The following is an 18,455-nucleotide window of genomic DNA, read 5'->3' on the forward strand; positions in this document are numbered from 1 at the left end:
ATATGAAATAAAAATAAAAAAACCTGACAGAGACTGCAACTGCCAGGTTTTTTTCGAATTTCGAATAATTACATTTTATTTTTTATAGTTGAGAATTACTTTCTCAATAATATCGCAACATTCATGCAATTGCTCTTCTGTAATCACCAAAGGCGGAGCAAAACGGATGATGTTTCCATGGGTTGGTTTTGCCAGTAAACCATGATCTTTCAAAGCCACACAAATGTTCCAGGCGGTTTTGCTATCGGGGGTATCGTTGATTACGATAGCATTCAACAATCCCTTTCCTCTGACTTTTTGTAACAAGTCGGTTTTTTCCACTAACTGCCGCATGCGATCCCGGAACACTCTCCCCAAACGATAAGCATTTTCCGTCATATTTTCCTCTTTGAGCACCTGCAAAGCACTCATCGCTACCTGACAAGCCAAGGGGTTTCCACCGTAGGTAGAGCCGTGTTGTCCCGGCTTGATAGTCAACATGATTTCGTCCCGGGCCAAAATAGCCGATACAGGCAACACGCCACCGGAAAGGGCTTTTCCTAAGATCAAAATATCCGGTTTTACCTCTTCATAGTCACAAGCCAATAATCTCCCCGTACGGCCGATACCGGTTTGTACTTCATCGGCAATAAACAGCACATTTTTCGCCCTACACATTTCGTAGGCTTTTTTCAGGTAGCCTTTTTCAGGAACGACTACCCCGGCTTCCCCTTGAATAGGCTCCACCATAAACCCGGCTACATTGGGATCTTCCAGAGCCTTGGCCAAGGCGTCCAGGTCATTGTAGGCAATCAATTCAAAGCCTGGCATATACGGCCCATAATGCTCGTAGCTATCCGGATCGGTAGAAGAAGAAATAGCGGCTAAGGTACGTCCCCAGAAATTCCCTTTGGCGAAAAGGATTTTCGCTTTGTTTTCCTCTACTCCTTTTACTTCGTAGGCCCATTTACGGCATAGTTTGATGGCCGTTTCCCCTCCTTCAACCCCGGTATTCATGGGCAAGACCTTATCATAGCCAAAATATTCGGTAATATATTTTTCGTATACCCCCAATGTATCACTGTAAAAGGCCCGGGATGTCAAGGTCAGTACAGATGCCTGGTCCGTCAGAGTTTGAATGATACGAGGGTGACAATGTCCTTGATTAACAGCTGAATACGCGGATAAGAAATCGTAATATTCCCTTCCTTCCACATCCCATACCTTCACCCCTTTTCCCTTGGCAAGGACTACCGGTATCGGATGATAGTTATGCGCTCCATAGCGGTTTTCCAATTCCATCGCCTCTTTTGATGAAGTTACTATTGCATCCTGCATAATTCTGTGATTTTATGTGTTTGTAATTGTTTTCAACAGGTAACTCACTGATTACCAAAATGGTCTGTAATTTATTTACATTGCTGCGTAAGAACTGTTATTTATGTTGACAAGTAAAGTTCTTTCCTATGATGGTAAAATAACAAATTCTAGGGCAAAAATTAAAATTTACAAAGCCATGACTCCTACTTATCTTTGTCTTCAACCACTCATGTAAAAAAGGCAACTTTTTCTTAATTATTCTCGATATTTTTAATGTAAAAGGAAGGTACAGGGCTAAGAGGGCCAATATAGTGATTACTTATAAAGGACTCAAGAGTTTTGCAAAACGGATGTTAATTCGATTTATATACCCAAAAAATAACATGAATCGCTTGTGTACGTATAACAAGCAAGATACATGGAGTTATTAGAATAGAAACAGCAGGATTATGAACAGCTCAGAAGACAGAATAGAATTTTTAGTGAAGCAATTTATGCGGGAAGTCAAGCGAAAGATGAAGGAGCAGGAAGATAAATATAAAGGGCATAAAAGCCCTTCCATTGATGACTTCTTCAATTGGTTCAAGGATTTTACCCAACCGGGTAGTCCTTCTCAGGAAGGCCAGGACACCGAAGGCCAACAACGGAATACGGAACAAGACTTGCAAATAGAGCTTGCCTTACTCAAGGAGCAAGCGGCACAATTGAAAGCGCAATTGAAAGATAAAGATGATATCATTGCTCTGTTAAGAGAACAGTTAAAAAGTAAAGGTAAAGAAGAATAAACTGCCCTCTTTTAAAATAAAAAGAGGAGGTGGCCTACCCATCTCCTCTTTCTTTTTTTCAGGTTTTGCTTTTTATATCTTCAGCCCTTCCAGATTCCATTCTTTTTTCAAATCATACCGGATACTTCCTTCGGCCACAGTTAAAGGAGAATCTATATTGTTATGGTATAATTGCCCGGTACCCAAACCTTGAGGCATGTTTACTTCATAATTGGCGGTAAACTGGCAGATAGCATTCAATCCGATATTTGCTTCTAAAGCGGAGGTAATCCACCAGCCGATTTCCAGGGACTTACACACCTCGACCCACTCTTCGGAAGCCCGTAAGCCTCCCAACAAAGAAGGTTTTAATATAATGTATTGTGGCTGTATTTTTTCCAATAGTTGAATTTTGTCCGTAAATCCCCGGGCTCCGATCAGCTCTTCGTCCAAAGCAATGGGCAAGGGAGATTCCGCACACAAACGGGCCATTTCCTTGTATTGCCCCTGGCGAATAGGCTGTTCGATAGAATGTAAATCAAAGGAAGCCAGCTTTTCCAATTTGGCCATGGCATCTTTGGGAGAAAAAGCCCCGTTGGCATCCACTCTGAGTTCAATTTGTTCTTTTGCGTATTGCTGCCGGATATGCGCCAGTAGTTCACACTCCTGCTCAAAGGCAATCCCGCCTATTTTTAATTTAATACAATGATATCCCTGCTTGATCTTTTCATCAATCTGTTTCAACATAAATTCCTTATCCCCCATCCAGATCAAGCCATTGATGGGCAACGGAGCCCCGGCAAGCCGGAAGGCATTTCCTAAAACCATTCTTTGCCCTCCGTTAAGCAAATCGTTCACGGCCGTTTCAAAACCAAAACGAATGCTGGGCCATTCCACCAAACCGGGTAATTTCCGGAATTCCTGTAAGTCGTTGAGTTTGCTTAATTGCTGGCAATAGTTGTCCAGTACCTGCTCGTAGCCTTCCCGGTCGTCCACACTCAAGCCTTTTAATACACTACATTCCCCTAAGCCAAATACTTCAGGGTTACCTTTCCGGTACACTTTGACAAAATAGGTATCTTTTGATTTCATTGCGCCCCGGGAAGTACGGGCATCAAATTTAAAATCGAGTGTATATTTTTGATAATCAACTGTATACCTCATAATTTATTTGTTAAGTTATGGGAGTGAAGATTGAGAGATTACTCCAGTACTTGAATGTAGTAAAAATTTAGCAAATCCACCTTACGGAACTCAGCGCAATCCTTACAATTTTGTCCCGCAATATTTACAAAAGCTGGCATCGTGTTCGTGTCCTTCTTTACCACAACCCGGGCAGGCTGCATTGATCATGGCATTTTTTTGAGCATGGGCAATCTCCACAGAGACAATACCCGTGGGAACAGCCAACACTCCATACCCCAGCACCATCACGCAGCTGGCCAGAAATTGCCCTAAAGGGGTTTGGGGAGAGATGTCTCCATATCCTACAGTGGTCAGCGTTACAATCGCCCAATAAATACTTTTCGGAATACTGGTAAATCCGTTGTCCCGCCCTTCAATCAAATACATCAAGGTACCGATGATGACGGTAATACTCACCACAAAGCCCAAAAAGACGGTAATTTTATGCCTACTGGCTTTTAATGCGGTCACCAGCACTTTGGCTTCCCCCAGATAGCGAGCTAGTTTAAAGATCCTGAACACACGTAACAAACGGATCACACGAATGACCAATAACGTTTGTGAGCCCATCACAAAAAGGCTTACGTAAGTGGGGATGATGGACAGCAAATCCACAATGCCATAAAAGCTCGTCATATAACGAAGCGGCTTACGGACCGAAAGAACCCGGGCGACATACTCAACCGTAAACACTGCAGTAAAGCCCCATTCTATCCATCGCAACCATGTTCCATATTCACGGTCCAAAAACGCCACACTTTCCAATACCACGGCAAGTACACTGATAAATATGGCCCACAATAAGGCTACATCAAACGCCTTGCCTTCCGGAGTATCTGCTTCAAAGATAATTTCATGCATTCGCTCCCGCCATTGAGGCCAGTTTTTCCGGTTTATGTCTTGTAAATTGCGATTCATAGTAAGTCTTGATTAACTCAAAAAAGTTGCCCCTATCCGGTTCAGTAATAAAAAAAATGTCCGGTGAGTAGTTGGAAAATCCACTACACACCGGACAGTACATGTTTTTAACTTCAATACAGGCAAAACCTGACAGGTTACAGAAAGGTGATCCGACTTACTTCGCTTTGGTTTTTGTAGTCGCCTTTCTCCGGGTAGTTCTTTTAGGTTTTTCCACCTCTTCCACTACTTCCACATCGGCGAGTACTCTACCGCAGTGTTCACAAACGATCAGCTTTTTCTTATCTTTTACATCTGCCTGGCGTTGAGGAGGAACCATATTGAAACATCCTCCGCAAGCCCCTCTCTTCACTGAAACAACAGCCAGTCCGTTCGCGGCATTCAAGCGAATTCTCTGATAAGAATTGTAAAGGCGTTCTTCAAGGTTTTCGGCAGCCTTTTCCCTGGATTTCAATAATTTTTCTTCTTCTACCTCTGTTTCAGAAACAATTACTTCCAGCTCTTTTTTCTTGTTATCCAGATCTTTGTTCCGTTCGTCCAGGGTATGCTTGGTATCATCAATCTGTTTCTTCTTCCCTTCAATTGCCGTTTGGGCTTCTTTGATTTTCTTGTTAGAAATCTGAATTTCCAAATCTTGCAATTCCATTTCCTTTGAAATGGCATCGTACTCCCGGTTATTACGAACATTCATTTGTTGATCTTCGTATTTTTGCAGGAGTTGCTGCGATTCTTTAATTGCTTGTTTTTTCTGTTGGATATGCTCCTCCAACTCGTTTGCTTCTTTCTTGAACTTCTCAATTCTTGTCTCGTAACCTACAATCTCATCTTCCAGGTCTTGCACTTCTTCAGGCAAATCCCCTCTTACCTTTCTGAGTTCATCTAGTTCCGAATCTATAGATTGTAATTTTACGAGGGCGGCAAGCTTTTGCGGTACTGTATTTTCCATAAGAATATTTACGAGTTTTCAGGAAATGTCCCTAAAAATTGATCCTCTACTGTTTTAAGCCTAGTTAAAAATGAAGTGCAATTTTAACAAAAAGTTACCGAATAAACACCTACTTTGGGATTATTTTCGCTTTCTGCGCAAATATTCTATCCTTTATAAGTAGTGAACCGGATTGGTATTCACATCCGATAAACACACCCTCAATCCTTTGAATTGTTCTTTTAACCAATCAGCAAGTAACTCTTTGGTAAATACTTCACTTTCATAATGCCCTATATCGGCTATGAGAATGGTTCCTTCCGCATCGAAAAACTCATGGTATTTAAAATCTCCGGTGATAAACACGTCTGCTTTTTGAGCTTTGGCGGCTTTTAACAAGAAACTTCCCGCCCCTCCACATACTGCAACGCGTTGAACTTGATGCCCGGTGATAGGGGTATGCCGGATGCAATGTAAATTCATGCGTTCTTTCAAATACAACAAAAACTGTTGAGGAGATTGGGCCTCGGGCAAGGTCCCGATCATTCCCGATCCTATTGCACCATTATTATTCAACAAGGGATATATATCATAAGCCACTTCTTCGTAAGGATGGGCTTGTTTGAGGGCTGCAATGAGGGCACCCTGAAGGTAATCGGGAAACACCATTTCCAAACGAACTTCTTCCACATATTCCAAGCTTCCCTGTTCGCCTATATGAGGATTAGTTTGTTCATTGGGTTCAAAGGTACCGGTACCTTTGGTTTGATAACTGCATTTGGAATAATTTCCGATCACCCCGGCCCCGGCTTCCGATAAAGCACTAAGGACGTCCTGTTTGTTTTCTTCCGGCACAAAAGTGACCAATTTGCACTGTCGTCCGGATTTGGGAGCCAGGATTCGACAATTTTCCAAACCTATTTGCTCAGCAATTTTACGATTTACACCAATTTCCACATTATCCAGGTTGGTGTGAATGGCATAAATAGCAATATCGTGTTTAATGGCTTTGATTACCGTACGCTCTACATAATTGCTTCCGGTTAGTTTTTTTAAACCGGAAAATACAATGGGATGATGCGCTACGATCAAATTGCATCCCGTACGGACCGCTTCTTCTACAATTTCTTCTGTGGAATCCAGGGTAACCAATACTCCCTTTACTTCCTCTTCCGGATTCCCGACTATCAACCCCGCGTTGTCATAACTCTCTTGATAGGACCTTGGTGCTTTCGATTCCAGATAGGTTGTAATGTCTTTTATCTTTAACATAATTGCATTTTGTAGTAACCGATTGATCATGTATCAAGGCTTACGTGTTCTTTTTACCTTGGGGTGTACCTTATACATTACCAGAAGTACAATATTAAAAATTACTGTTGGGTTCACCGGAGAAACGCTCATATTTTTTAAAGAGGAACGCTACATCAAGCAGTTCTGGTTTTCCAAAGCCTCTCTCATCAAATTGTTAAAGTTGCCAAAAAATACTAATTTTGCTTCATAAATGAATAGCACAACCTTCATATGGGGCCTATACCTCTGCTTTTTGGCAATTCTGCCTTGTTCTGATCAAGCAATTGAAAGCCAAGAGTCAGAGCATGCCTGTATCGCAGTGCAAAAGCACGATCATGACCATACCGGTGAAGCACATCCGGATATGTGTTCTCCTTTGTGTAGTTGTTCTTGCTGTCAGGTACATGTAGTAATGCCTGTCGTGTATATTCCCATCTCATATCATACGTTCCCTCTTCCTCAAGAGGATTACCACCAAACACTAATTTCCTTTAAGGATTTTAGGTTCTGGCGCCCTCCCATCGTTTAAGCTTATCTCAAGGGATTATTGTGTCCTTTTCCTTATAAAGGATAAAGGAGGTATACTTCTGTTCGCAATTCGTATGACTTACTCATATTAGCACTTCAGGCCTATACCTGGTACACTTCTCCCAAGATTTTCTATTTCAAATTCGCATTTGTTCACTTTTTCTCTAAGCTACTCTGCTTGGCAGGCAAGAAGCATTATACGTTTCGATGCTTTAGGCTCTGTTTGCAAGTACGTTTTTCCATCATTCTTGTATGGAGAGAGTTTTAGTGGATTATGTACCTGTCTCTATCGGTACAATTTGCTTAAACGATAAAGATTGTAAGTTTTATGATTGACCGCATTATTCATTATTCCATAAAAAATAAACTCATTACCGGCTTAATGACATTGGCATTAATCGTTGGCGGAGTTTATTCCATGACCAAAGTTCCTTTGGATGCCGTACCGGATATCACCAACAACCAAGTTCAGGTGATTACCACCGCACCCAATCTTTCCACCGAAGATATTGAACAGTTTGTCACTTATACGGTGGAACTTTCCATGGCCAATCTGCCGGGAGTCGTAGAAATACGTTCCATTTCACGGTTTGGCTTATCCGTAGTGACCATTGTCTTTGAAGACGATATGGGGACTTACCTCCCTCGCCAGTTGGTTAATGAAAAGCTCACTGAAATCAAAGATGAGATTCCCAAGGGCTTTGGCGAACCTTTTATGGGACCGATTTCCACAGGTTTGGGAGAAATTTATCAATATACCATCGAACCCCAATCCGGCTATGACTCAACGTATTCCGCTACTGAGCTGCGTACTATTCAAGACTGGATTGTGAAAAGGCAAATGGCTATGGTGCCGGGAGTCGTAGAAGTCAACAGCTTTGGTGGAAATATCAAACAATATGAGGTTGCCATTAACCCCAACAAATTAAAAAGCCTGGGGATTACGACCCGGGAGATCTTTTCGGCCCTGGAAGAGAATAACCAAAATACCGGAGGAGCTTATATTGAAAAGAATCACAAGGCAAATTTTATCCGGGGCGAAGGCTTGGCCCGCAACCTGAAGGATATAGAAAACATCGTCATCCAAACGGTCAATGATATTCCGATTTTGGTCAAAGATGTGGCAGAAGTACAATATGGCAGTGCTATCCGCTACGGGGCATTTACCAAAAACGGAAAAGGAGAAGCCATAGGAGGAACCATTATGATGCTCAAAGGTGCTAATTCCAACGAAGTCATTGCCAACGTAAAGGAACGCGTTTCCCTGATTCAAAAATCTCTTCCGGAAGGCCTGCAAATCAAACCATTTCTGGACCGGAGTACCTTGATCAAAAGTACTACCGGAACTGTCACCCAAAATTTATTGGAAGGGGGCCTGATTGTGATATTCATCCTGGTGTTTCTATTGGGGAATTTTCGGGGAGGCTTGATTGTCGCTTCTACCATTCCCCTATCGCTTTTGTTTGCGTTTGTTCTAATGCACCAATTGGATGTCTGGGCCAACCTGATGAGTTTGGGAGCCATCGACTTCGGAATCATTGTGGATGGAGCGGTAATCATTGTGGAAAGTACGGTATTCTACCTCACTCAAAAGGTCAATTCCCAAAGCTCGGTAAAACTGTCTCAAAAAGAGCGGGACAAGATGACGGCTCAGTCGGCTTCCAAAATGATGAACTCTGCCTTTTTTGGCCAATTAATCATTTTGATTGTATTCTTACCTATTTTGGCCCTTACCGGAGTAGAAGGAAAAATGTTCAAACCCATGGCTCTGACCTTTGGATTTGCCATGCTGGGTGCCATGTTGCTTTGTCTGACTTATGTCCCCATGATGTCAGCTTTATTGCTCAATGTAAAAAAAGAGCAGAAAATCACTTGGGGAGACAAACTGGTACTCCGGTTAAAACGGCTATACGAACCCATGTTGCTTTGGGCTTTGCGCAAAAAAGCCATTATCCTGGGTGTATCGCTATTGTTGTTGTTTTCAGCCGGATGGATATTTCATCGAATGGGAGGAGAGTTTATCCCACAATTAGACGAAGGGGATATCGCCTTCCATGCAATCGCCAAGCCCGGCAGCTCTTTGAGCGAAGCCATTCAAACCACTACCAAAATCGAAAAGCTCCTCTTGAATAAATTTCCGGAGATTGACCAGATTGTCAGCCGGATCGGTGTATCCGAAGTTCCCACGGACCCTATGCCAATGGACATTGCCGATGTGATTGCCACTCTCAAGCCACAGGAGGAATGGGTAACCACAAACGATAAAGAGGAGCTGATCCGGATGATGAAAGAAACCGTTTCCAACATTCCCGGAGTGAACTATGAATTTACCCAACCCATTGAGATGCGGTTTAATGAATTGCTAACCGGAGTCCGGGAAGATGTTGCCATCAAGCTTTACGGAGAGGATTTGAGCATTTTAGCCCAAAAAGCCGAAGAAATCGGAAAAATCATCTCTGGTATACAAGGGGTAGCCGATATGAATGTGGAAGCTACCAGTGGCCTGCCTCAAATGACCGTAGAATATGAAAGGGGCAAACTGGCCCAATACGGCTTAACGATCAGTGACCTTAATACTATAGTCAGCATGGCTTTTAGCGGAGGAAAAGCCGGGGTGATCTTTGAAGGGGAAAAGCGCTTTGATTTAGTTGTCCGGCTAGACAAATCCCAACGCTCAGACATCGATGACTTAAAGAACTTGTTTGTCAATTTGCCTAACGGAGAACAAATTCCCTTAAAAGAAGTTGCACATATTAGTTATCAACCGGGTCCAATGCAAATTTCCAGGGAGAATACCACCCGCAGAACCTATGTAGGAATAAATGTGCGTGGCAGGGATGTGCAATCGCTAGTCAAAGAAATCCAACAAAAACTGGACGCGCAATTGCAGCTTCCGGCCGGTTATTTTATTCGGTACGGAGGAGCCTTTGAAAACTTCGAACGCGCACAGAAGCGGCTGATTTTGGTAGTACCGATGGCTTTGGCACTCATTTTTGTACTGCTCTATTTTGCTTTAAATTCGTTCCGTCAAACCTTGATGATCTATATGGCCATTCCTTTGGCGGCCATCGGAGGCATTTTTTCCTTATGGCTCAGAGACATGCCCTTTAGTATTTCGGCAGGAGTCGGTTTTATTGTGTTATTTGGAGTGGCAGTGCTCAACGGCCTGGTATTGATCAGTAGCTTGAATGAATTAAAAGAAAGAGGAGTAAATGACTTGTTCCAAAGGATTATTCAAGGGACTAGCAGCCGGGTGAGGCCTATTTTACTCACTGCATCCACCGATATCCTGGGTTTTCTGCCAATGGCAATTTCCACTTCGGCAGGCGCGGAAGTACAGCGTCCTTTGGCTACGGTAGTGATCGGAGGCTTATTGACCTCTACCCTATTGACATTGTTTGTGCTTCCTATAGTATACCACTGGTTAGAAAACCGTAAAACCAAAACCTCCTCCATGGTAACCGCCAAATGGCTCTTGCCAGGCTTTTTATTACTGGGACTAGGAAGCATAGACAACCCTCTGGCTGCTCAAGAAGCGGTTACTATTCCGCTAGTAGAGGCACAGGAACTGGCAAGAAAAAACTATCCGGCCGTTCAGTCTGCCCAACTTGCGATCGAGAAACAACAGGCATTATCCAAAACAAGTTGGGACCTTGGGCAAACGCAAGTGTTTACCGGAGGAGAAGAAAAAGGAAATGGTGAAGGAGGAGTAACTACCTTGATTGGTATCAGTCAACAGAACATCGATATCTTCGGAGGATTTAGCAAGAGCCGGCTAAACAAAGAACAAGTCACGCTTGCTCATAGTCAAAAACAACTCACCGAGAGACAAGTAGTTCAGTATACCACTCAGGCTTACTATACCGCCTCTTACGCCAAAAGCAGAAGGGCTCTCACCCTTCGGTTGGATAGTATTTATCAAAACTTTAAAAATGCGGCTGAAGTCCGGTACCAAACCGAAGAGACCTCTCAAATAGAATATTTGATAGCCTTGAGCAAGTATCAGAAAGTTAAAGTCTTAGCTCAACAAGCTCACGATGATTATAAGATTGCTTTAAAAGCCCTTAATCAATGGCTAATGCAAGAAGGTTCATTTGACGTGTACTCACAAGAAGAATTACTGGAAGTTCGGCCTCCTTCTTCTTTGCCGAAAAGCCCGGAAAACTCTCCATTGCTACAACCTTTGCAACAGCAATTAAAAGTCAGTGAGCAAATGGTAAGAGTACAAAAAGCCCAATTGCTACCCAAACTGAGCTTGCAATACGGGCAGCAAAAAATCGGAGGGCAAACGGGCTTTTACAGTTATCAGATTGGCTTAAGTATTCCGTTATGGTTCTCTCCCCAACAGGGTATTATTCAGGCGGCTAGAATCGAGCAAAGACGAATGGAACAGGAGTTGGCACTCCGTAAAACAGAGCTAAACGCCTCTTATCAGCAAACGCAAAAAGAGATAGAAAAAACGGCCCGTACTTTAGACTATTACCAACAACAGGTTTTACCCCTGGCCGAGCAACAAATCGAGGCCGCTGACAAAGGGTATCGCTTTGGGGAATTGGATTATGTAGCTTATATCCAAACCCTGGACCAGGCAGTCAATACCAAACTGGAATTCTTAGAATACCTGTTGGAATATCATCAAAAAATCAACCGGTTGAATTTTATAGTAAGAGAGTAATCCGGCTGAATGAAGTCAGCGAAAAATCATATCGAATGTTTTTACACTGGCACAGTCACTTAATTTTTAAAAATTGAAATACAATGAAATCGATAATAAATAGCATCATCATATTCAGCACCCTGATCGTATGTATTACATCCTGTGGAGCGCCTCAAAACGTTGAAGAAGGCCATTCCCATGAAGAAGAACATGCCCACGTTGAAGGTCAGGTTTCTCTCACCAAATTGCAGAGGGAAGCTATTGAGTTGGAATTAGGCAACATCAGCTACCGGGAAATGAATAGCACGGTGAGTGTAAACGGAATTTTGGAAGTTCCGCCTCAAAATGAAGCGAAAGTAAGCAGTTACCTTGGAGGCAATATTGATCAGATCAAAGTGATTGAAGGAGATAAAATTCGCAAAGGACAAGTCTTGGCCTGGCTATCACATCCGGACTTCATTCAAATACAACAAGATTACCTGGATGTCTGTGCGCAAATTGATTATTTAAAACAAGAGTATGAGCGAAAACAAAAATTATTCGAAGAAAAAGTATCCTCCGGCAAAGAGTTTCAAAAGGCCAAAAGTGCATACAACGCAGCCCTGTTTAAACAAAAAGCCCTCGCTGCCAAGTTAAAGCTTTTGCACTTGAGTCCACAAAAAATTGCTGAGGGCACCATATACGAGAAAGTGCCGATAAAATCTCCTATCCGAGGGTTTGTAAAAACCGTACAAACCGTTACCGGGCAATACGTTCCACCGCAACAAGAATTGTTTGAGATTGTGGACAACAGCCATATCCATGCGGATTTTATGGTATATGAAAAAGATGTACATAAAGTAAAAGAAGGACAAGGGGTGCGTTTCTCTGTCACCAGCCTTCCCAACCGGGAATTCACGGCTGAAATTTACTCCGTCAGCAAAGCTTTTGAAAGCGATCCCAAAGCAGTTCATCTACATGCTGAAATCCATAACAAACAAGATGATCTCATTCCGGGAATGTATATTCAAGGAAAAGTCATTGCCAATGACACCAAAGTACTTGCCCTTCCCGAAGGCAGTGTGGTGACTGATAAAGGCAAAAGTTATATTTTCATCAAAGAAGATCAAAAGCCACACGAGCATTTGCATAAAGAAGGCGAAGCACATTCTCATTCGGATGAACGAGACAAAGAGGAATGGGCTTTTAAAATGATGGAAGTAACTACGGGAATTCAGGAAGAAGGCTATATTGAAATTAAACCCATGGAAGAGCTCGCCCCGGATGCTCCAATCGTTACCAAGGGAGCTTACTATTTGCTGGCCGACATGCTGAAAAGCGAAGCAGGGCACAGCCATTAGAAATGAATCCTTAATTAAATATCTTCCTAATAAGAAAAGAGGCTACTTAAAAGAATATAAAATGCCACAAAGACTCTAAGACACAGAAAATTGTACAAAAAGTGATTTATCATTAGTAGTTCTGTTGTAAACCTTAGTGCCTTTGTGGCTATATATTGTTTTTTTAAGCTTTGTTCAGATTAATTAGCCATAGCCGGCTCTTCTTCTTTCTGCTTTTTCTTTTCGTGGAATAGCATGGTAAACAGAATCAAAATAATACCACTGGCCATGGCAGGTACCATCCAGATGGTCGACCAATCGTGAGGAACGGTTCCTTCGGTTTTATAATATTCAACTACCTGTCCACTGATATAAGCTCCGATAAACATCCCGACCCCATAGGTAGCGAAAGCAATCAATCCTTGTGCAGCGTTTTTTACATTTTCACCCGCTTTCTTGTCCACATAAATTTGCCCGGTCACAAAGAAGAAGTCATAACATACTCCGTGCAATACAATTCCCACAAACAACATCCAGATTCCTTCATCAATATTTCCGTAAGAGAACATGATATAGCGGGCCACCCATGCAAACATCCCTACCATCAACATCTTCTTCACTCCTAGCCGGATAAAGAAAAACGGCATTACCAGCATAAACAAGATTTCGGACACTTGTCCCCAAGACATATTTCCGGCGGCATTTTCCATCCCCAGCTCATTTAAAAAGGCATTGGTAAAGTTGTAGTAAAATGACAAGGGGATACAAATCAACATAGAAGCGATAAAGAATACAGAGAAGGAAAAGCTTTTAAACAACGAGATAGCATCCCAACCGATCACCTCTTTGATACCCACTTTCTTTCCTTTGTCTTTGGGAGGAGTATGCGGTAATAACAAACAGTAAAAACCCATCAATGCCGAAACGCCCGAGGCAATATAGAAAGTAGTAGCCTGGTGTTCGATATTCAGCAGCCCTACCGTCCAGCCTGCTGCAATCCATCCGATTGTGCCTAACACTCTCACCCCCGGAAATTCTTTTCCCGGATCCTTCATTTGATTCATGGAAATGGAATTGGTCAAAGCGATGGTAGGCATATAACATATCGTGTAAGCCAAAAGCAGTAGGTAAAAATCGTCAAATAAGGTGGCATCGGCAGCTAAATAAAGAAAAACAGCACCCACCAAATGTAATACAAACAAAACTCTCTCCGAGGCAAAAAAACGGTCGGCAATCATCCCCATAAAAAACGGGGAAATCATGGCGGCAATGGCACCGGCTCCGTAAGCCATTCCAATCTGTACATCACTAAACCCTAATGTTTTTCCTAAATAGGTGGACATTGTCACCGACCAGGCTCCCCAGATAAAATATTGAAGAAACATCATGGACGATAATTGAAAGCGCACTTTTAACTTCATATTTACTTTTTCGTTTAGCTATTATTTTAACAAGTTATTTACAAATTAGGCAATTTAGAGGTTCATAACTTTAAAGTATGTCAAAAAAGCCCGATCATTCTTGTAAATATACAAAATCTACGTAATCCTCCATGCAACTCAAAAAGAACTTCCTCCCCTATCCCGGAAAATCATTTCCGGAAGATTTCGGGTACATGCCTTTCACAACAAAACCCATCAAACCCCTATAATCCACTACTAATCAAACAGCTAACATCATTTCCATAAAAGCTATGCCTTTTAAAGATACCCTTTCCCAAACAAACCACCAAGCGTAAACAAGCTCTACATACAGAGACACTATACTTGCCAACTGCAAACACCTTAAGGCCTATTTCCACATTGTTATCAATCCGGTTGCGAGAGCACTACAAGTCACTCCGTTATCCACCAGGCCAGGTAACAGATACTGTTGAGAATTGCTTTTCTTTCGGTTTGTAGCAATTTTCCGATATTTTCATATTTTTTCACTAGCTCCCTAATTCTAAACAATCGTTTGTTTATCATTTTCAACTACTTAAAGCACAATCCGGCAGAATTTTCCCGCTCAAAAAACATGTAAGTTTTGTTAATTAATTGTAATATTCTTTGATCCATTATGAATTTTTCCGTACTTTGAAGTATCAATTACTACACAGCCGATTTGTCCTTTACATTCAATCCCATATCTTTTTAAACAATCACCTCAACTACCTATTCACAAGATTACAGAAGAAGGTTAGACTTTGTATGGAAGGGATTATTGCATGCAAATCAACATAAAAAAACTCCGTTCGACCAAGGTAATAGCCGGATAAAACACCATGTAAGTATTTTAACAAATATCACAAACCAAAGCAGTTATAAATTCAACTGCAATTTCTTGAAACCAGAAAATCGGAACTTCTTAAAAACGCTTGTTATGATAATAGCTGTAGATTTTGATGGAACCATTGTAGAACACAGGTATCCGGAAATAGGCAATGCAAAACCCTTGGCTTTTGACGTACTTAAAGAGCTACAAAAGCAAGGACATCAGCTTATATTATGGACCTACCGGGATGGTGCCGAACTGGACGAAGCGGTGGAATTTTGCAGAAAACGAGGCTTGGAATTCTATGCTATCAATCACAGTCGCCCGAATGAAGATTTTGACCAGTTAGTAAGTCGAAAAATCTATGCCGATGTATATATTGACGACCGGAATATTGGCGGCTTTATCGGCTGGGAAAAAATCCGGGAACTACTCCTTGACAAAAGCTCTATTGGCTACCGCGCCCCCAGACAAGAAGAAAAACTAAAACATTCACCCAAAAACAAACCCGGATTTAATTTTAAATCATTCTTCAATATACTACTCGCTTGGTAAACTAATAAAGAAGTGGTTTACACTGAACATGGAATCCAAATCGGCTCATCAAGGCACTTTTTGAAAAGAATAGCCAAAGCTATTGTTGAAAAAAGGAACACAGAGGAGGCGTTTTTGAAACATTTTTCAGGAAAAAGAAAAAGGTTAAATTCACTTCAAAATAAACTCTTCAAACAAACGACTCACTCGTTATAAAAAAGAACCGTTGCAGTAAAACACTGCAACGGCTTAAGTTGAGGATAGTTACATGTTTAACCATGTTATAATTTATAACGCAATAACTATACAACTCTTACATGGTATTGAATTTTTCAAAGTGTATTTTTTCGCTTTTTCATAGGTTTTCAACCCGATAAGGCTTTAATTTTCTTTTAGCTGAAAAACCACCTTCCTGCATACATAAATTGCATTCACCCCTAATTCTTTCCCTTATAGGCCCTACATTAGCCGGAAAACACGCTAAGTCGATGAATGCAAAAACCTCTCACAAACTCCTGACCTTCTCCATTGCCCTTGTATGGTTTATCAACGGATTCTATTGTAAAATCCTGAACCTGGTTCCAAGGCACCAACAAATTGTTGCCCACATATTGGGGAATGAGAATGCTGATATTTTCACCAAAATGATCGGTACCTCAGAAGTTTTTATGGTCGTCTGGATCATCAGTAGAACCTACTCCCGCATCAACGCTATCACCCAAATCCTGATTGTGGTAGTAATGAATATCCTGGAATTGATCATTGCACCGGATTTATTACTTTGGGGAAAATTCAATTTACTCTTTGCTTTATTGTTTTGTATACTTGTTTACTTCAATGAGTTTATACTGAATCGCAAAACTACCTAACCTTATCCTCTATGCTCTCAACTTTAAAGAATCATCCTTTTGCCGTGGAAGCTTTTTTTGAGCGTTCGGTGGTATTAACCTTTGCCGTTCCCCAAAAAGAACTACAAGCATTGATCCCCGAATGCCTGAGCTTGGATACGTTCCAAGATCAATGGGCTTTTCTTGCCATTGCCATGGTTCAAACCCGCAACCTCAGACCCAAAGGCTTTCCCGGTTTTTTAGGGAATAATTTTTTCCTTATAGGATACCGTGTTTTTGTCCGGTATGTCAATGCAAAAGGGAAACGGCTAAGAGGATTATATATACTTAAATCGGAAACGGACAGCGCTCAAATGAAATTTATGGGAAACCTGTTTACGCATTACCAATACACTACTACGGATATCCAACAAACCCGTCACCCAAACACAAGCAAGTTCACCTCAAAGTACTCTGACTTTAGCATTGAAATAGAGGAAAAGCCGGAACAAGATCTTTTACTTCCTCCGGAATCCCCCTTTGCCAATTGGAAAGAAGCCAGACGGTTTGCCGGACCCCTGCCATTTACATTTACTTACCTGCCCGCTTCTAAAAAGGTCGTCATCATTGAAGGGGTAAGACAAAACTGGCAACCCAAACCCCTGGAGGTAAAGCATCACCGGATTTCTTTTTTGGATTCCTTAAACCTTCATGACATCCGGTTGGCCAATGCATTTTACATTCAAAACATTCCTTATTATTGGAAAAAAGGCAAAGTAGAAACATGGCAGGGATAAGAAAACCTTTTCAGGGGATATGGAACATTATCCGGTTCAACTGGCATTTTTACGCATTGGCTTTTGGGATAGCTATAGTGGCACTATCAGGCAGCCAGTACCTCCCCGTTTCATTCCGGATTTACCCAAGTGTAATCAGTATTTTAATCCTTGTAACCAGCTTGATTTCTTTATTGGTTTCCATGTATGTTTACGATTTTTCTTCATTGTACAAAATGACTTGGCTAAACTATGTCAAAAAAGTAAAGAAAGCCCGGATACTAAACATTCATGCCGGATTTGACGAAACCAGCCAACTCCTTAACAGCCATTATCCGGATGCCGGACTTACCGTATTCGATTTTTACGACCCTGCGAAGCACACGGAAGTTTCCATAAAGCGGGCCAGAAAAGTCTACCCTCCTTATCCGAATACCCGGAAGACAAGTACCACCCAACTTCCTTTGGACTCACACACAACCGATATCGTATTTATTTTACTATCCGCACACGAAATCAGAGAGGAATCAGAGCGGCAACAATTTTTTCATGAACTGCGAAGAGTTCTTAAACCATCGGGGCAAATTGTGATTGTTGAACATTTAAGAAACCTCCCAAACTTTATCGCCTACACTATCGGCTTCTTTCATTTTATTCCTCAATCCTCTTGGTTGCTTTCTTTTCAAAAAGCGAACTTGCACATCGTTACTAAAAAAAACATTACCCCCTTTATCACTCTCTTTATTCTTGAAAATGGAAATCCATCTTAAAATTACCGGCACACTCCTTATCGTATTGGCAGGCATACATGTCATCTTTCCTAAGTATTTCAATTGGGAAAACGAACTTAAGTCACTCAGTCTGATCAATAAGCAAATGATGGGCATCCATACCTTTTTCGTAGCCCTAATAGTGTTGCTTATGGGATTACTATGTGTAACCTCCGCAAAAGAGCTATTGCACACACCTTTGGGAAGCAAAGTCGCATTAGGATTGGGAATCTTTTGGCTACTCCGCTTACTGGTTCAATTTTTCGGCTATTCCTCCAAACTCTGGCGCGGCAAGAAATTCGAAACCTTCGTTCATATTGTATTTTCCGCACTTTGGACCTATCTCACCGGCATCTTTCTGGCTGTGTATTGGATGAGTTGAGTTCTCATTCAAACAAACTGTGCTC

The 18,455-nt window shown here is 41.7% G+C and carries 15 protein-coding genes; 9 read left to right on the forward strand and 6 right to left on the reverse strand.

Translation table 11 applies throughout. The features are described from left to right. Positions 1-75: 75 nt before the first annotated feature. Positions 76-1,317: an ornithine--oxo-acid transaminase gene (gene rocD / locus AAG747_RS11705; protein WP_346821359.1), complete on the reverse strand. Its 1,242-nt coding sequence runs from the start codon at positions 1,315-1,317 to the stop codon at positions 76-78. A gap of 431 nt (positions 1,318-1,748) precedes the next feature. Between rocD and AAG747_RS11710 the strand changes: the two genes are divergently transcribed. Further along, on the forward strand, positions 1,749-2,084 hold the full coding sequence (locus AAG747_RS11710) for a hypothetical protein (protein ID WP_346821360.1): 336 nt from the start codon (positions 1,749-1,751) through the stop codon (positions 2,082-2,084). A gap of 72 nt (positions 2,085-2,156) precedes the next feature. On the opposite strand, the gene AAG747_RS11715 is transcribed toward AAG747_RS11710, so the two are convergent. From AAG747_RS11715 to AAG747_RS11730, 4 genes are all read right to left on the reverse strand, one after another. Then, entirely contained in the window at positions 2,157-3,227 is a 1,071-nt protein-coding gene (locus AAG747_RS11715) for an o-succinylbenzoate synthase (protein WP_346821361.1), read from the reverse strand. A gap of 102 nt (positions 3,228-3,329) precedes the next feature. Next, a complete protein-coding gene (locus AAG747_RS11720) occupies positions 3,330-4,166 on the reverse strand; it encodes an ion transporter (protein WP_346821362.1) in 837 nt (278 codons plus the stop codon). 157 nt (positions 4,167-4,323) lie between these two features. Continuing rightward, entirely contained in the window at positions 4,324-5,112 is a 789-nt protein-coding gene (locus AAG747_RS11725; protein WP_346821363.1) for a zinc ribbon domain-containing protein, read from the reverse strand. Between the two features lie 153 nt (positions 5,113-5,265). After that, the gene (locus AAG747_RS11730; protein WP_346821364.1) at positions 5,266-6,363 is read right to left on the reverse strand and encodes a Nif3-like dinuclear metal center hexameric protein; all 1,098 of its coding nucleotides are present in this window, start codon (positions 6,361-6,363) and stop codon (positions 5,266-5,268) included. A gap of 232 nt (positions 6,364-6,595) precedes the next feature. On the opposite strand from AAG747_RS11730, the gene AAG747_RS11735 reads away from it, so the two are divergent. The 3 genes from AAG747_RS11735 to AAG747_RS11745 all read left to right on the forward strand — a co-directional run bounded on the left by AAG747_RS11735 (position 6,596) and on the right by AAG747_RS11745 (position 12,909). Beyond that, entirely contained in the window at positions 6,596-6,913 is a 318-nt protein-coding gene (locus AAG747_RS11735; protein ID WP_346821365.1) for a DUF6660 family protein, read from the forward strand. A 327-nt stretch (positions 6,914-7,240) separates the two neighbouring features. Continuing rightward, positions 7,241-11,587, forward strand: a complete 4,347-nt coding sequence (locus tag AAG747_RS11740) for a CusA/CzcA family heavy metal efflux RND transporter (RefSeq protein ID WP_346821366.1) — start codon at positions 7,241-7,243, stop codon at positions 11,585-11,587. Between the two features lie 83 nt (positions 11,588-11,670). Then, positions 11,671-12,909, forward strand: coding sequence for an efflux RND transporter periplasmic adaptor subunit (locus tag AAG747_RS11745; RefSeq protein WP_346821367.1), 1,239 nt, complete (start codon positions 11,671-11,673; stop codon positions 12,907-12,909). Positions 12,910-13,088: 179 nt separating this feature from the next. Here AAG747_RS11745 and AAG747_RS11750 read toward each other — a convergent pair whose 3' ends face one another. Further along, entirely contained in the window at positions 13,089-14,309 is a 1,221-nt protein-coding gene (locus tag AAG747_RS11750) for a nucleoside permease (RefSeq protein ID WP_346821368.1), read from the reverse strand. Positions 14,310-15,249: 940 nt separating this feature from the next. Between AAG747_RS11750 and AAG747_RS11755 the strand changes: the two genes are divergently transcribed. The 5 genes from AAG747_RS11755 (at position 15,250) to AAG747_RS11775 (ending at position 18,430) form a co-directional block, all read left to right on the forward strand. After that, a complete protein-coding gene (locus tag AAG747_RS11755) occupies positions 15,250-15,696 on the forward strand; it encodes a BT0820 family HAD-type phosphatase (RefSeq protein WP_346821369.1) in 447 nt (148 codons plus the stop codon). 467 nt (positions 15,697-16,163) lie between these two features. Beyond that, the gene (locus AAG747_RS11760; RefSeq protein WP_346821370.1) at positions 16,164-16,544 is read left to right on the forward strand and encodes a DoxX-like family protein; all 381 of its coding nucleotides are present in this window, start codon (positions 16,164-16,166) and stop codon (positions 16,542-16,544) included. Between the two features lie 11 nt (positions 16,545-16,555). Next, complete coding sequence (locus AAG747_RS11765; protein WP_346821371.1) at positions 16,556-17,299, forward strand: DUF2071 domain-containing protein; 744 nt, start codon at positions 16,556-16,558, stop codon at positions 17,297-17,299. Continuing rightward, positions 17,287-18,048 carry a class I SAM-dependent methyltransferase gene (locus AAG747_RS11770; RefSeq protein ID WP_346821372.1) on the forward strand — a complete coding sequence of 254 codons (762 nt, stop codon included), beginning with the start codon at positions 17,287-17,289 and terminating at the stop codon, positions 18,046-18,048. Before AAG747_RS11765 ends, AAG747_RS11770 begins: the two co-directional genes overlap by 13 nt. Beyond that, on the forward strand, positions 18,032-18,430 hold the full coding sequence (locus tag AAG747_RS11775) for a hypothetical protein (protein WP_346821373.1): 399 nt from the start codon (positions 18,032-18,034) through the stop codon (positions 18,428-18,430). The genes AAG747_RS11770 and AAG747_RS11775 overlap by 17 nt, the downstream gene beginning before the upstream one ends. The last annotated feature ends 25 nt before the right edge of the window (positions 18,431-18,455 follow it).

The organism is Rapidithrix thailandica (assembly GCF_039710355.1).
Classification (GTDB): Bacteria; Bacteroidota; Bacteroidia; order Cytophagales; family Flammeovirgaceae; genus Rapidithrix; species Rapidithrix thailandica.

Excerpts from the sequence above, each read along its gene's own strand:
- AAG747_RS11770 (WP_346821372.1), top strand. The coding sequence starts at position 17,287 with ATGGCAGGGATAAGAAAACCTTTTCAGGGGATATGGAACATTATCCGG.
- AAG747_RS11735 (WP_346821365.1), top strand. The coding sequence starts at position 6,596 with ATGAATAGCACAACCTTCATATGGGGCCTATACCTCTGCTTTTTGGCA.
- AAG747_RS11745 (WP_346821367.1), top strand. The coding sequence starts at position 11,671 with ATGAAATCGATAATAAATAGCATCATCATATTCAGCACCCTGATCGTA.
- AAG747_RS11765 (WP_346821371.1), top strand. The coding sequence starts at position 16,556 with ATGCTCTCAACTTTAAAGAATCATCCTTTTGCCGTGGAAGCTTTTTTT.
- AAG747_RS11775 (WP_346821373.1), top strand. The coding sequence starts at position 18,032 with ATGGAAATCCATCTTAAAATTACCGGCACACTCCTTATCGTATTGGCA.
- rocD (WP_346821359.1), bottom strand. The coding sequence starts at position 1,317 with ATGCAGGATGCAATAGTAACTTCATCAAAAGAGGCGATGGAATTGGAA.
- AAG747_RS11720 (WP_346821362.1), bottom strand. The coding sequence starts at position 4,166 with ATGAATCGCAATTTACAAGACATAAACCGGAAAAACTGGCCTCAATGG.
- AAG747_RS11755 (WP_346821369.1), top strand. The coding sequence starts at position 15,250 with ATGATAATAGCTGTAGATTTTGATGGAACCATTGTAGAACACAGGTAT.
- AAG747_RS11715 (WP_346821361.1), bottom strand. The coding sequence starts at position 3,227 with ATGAGGTATACAGTTGATTATCAAAAATATACACTCGATTTTAAATTT.
- AAG747_RS11750 (WP_346821368.1), bottom strand. The coding sequence starts at position 14,309 with ATGAAGTTAAAAGTGCGCTTTCAATTATCGTCCATGATGTTTCTTCAA.
- AAG747_RS11760 (WP_346821370.1), top strand. The coding sequence starts at position 16,164 with ATGAATGCAAAAACCTCTCACAAACTCCTGACCTTCTCCATTGCCCTT.
- AAG747_RS11730 (WP_346821364.1), bottom strand. The coding sequence starts at position 6,363 with ATGTTAAAGATAAAAGACATTACAACCTATCTGGAATCGAAAGCACCA.
- AAG747_RS11725 (WP_346821363.1), bottom strand. The coding sequence starts at position 5,112 with ATGGAAAATACAGTACCGCAAAAGCTTGCCGCCCTCGTAAAATTACAA.
- AAG747_RS11740 (WP_346821366.1), top strand. The coding sequence starts at position 7,241 with ATGATTGACCGCATTATTCATTATTCCATAAAAAATAAACTCATTACC.
- AAG747_RS11710 (WP_346821360.1), top strand. The coding sequence starts at position 1,749 with ATGAACAGCTCAGAAGACAGAATAGAATTTTTAGTGAAGCAATTTATG.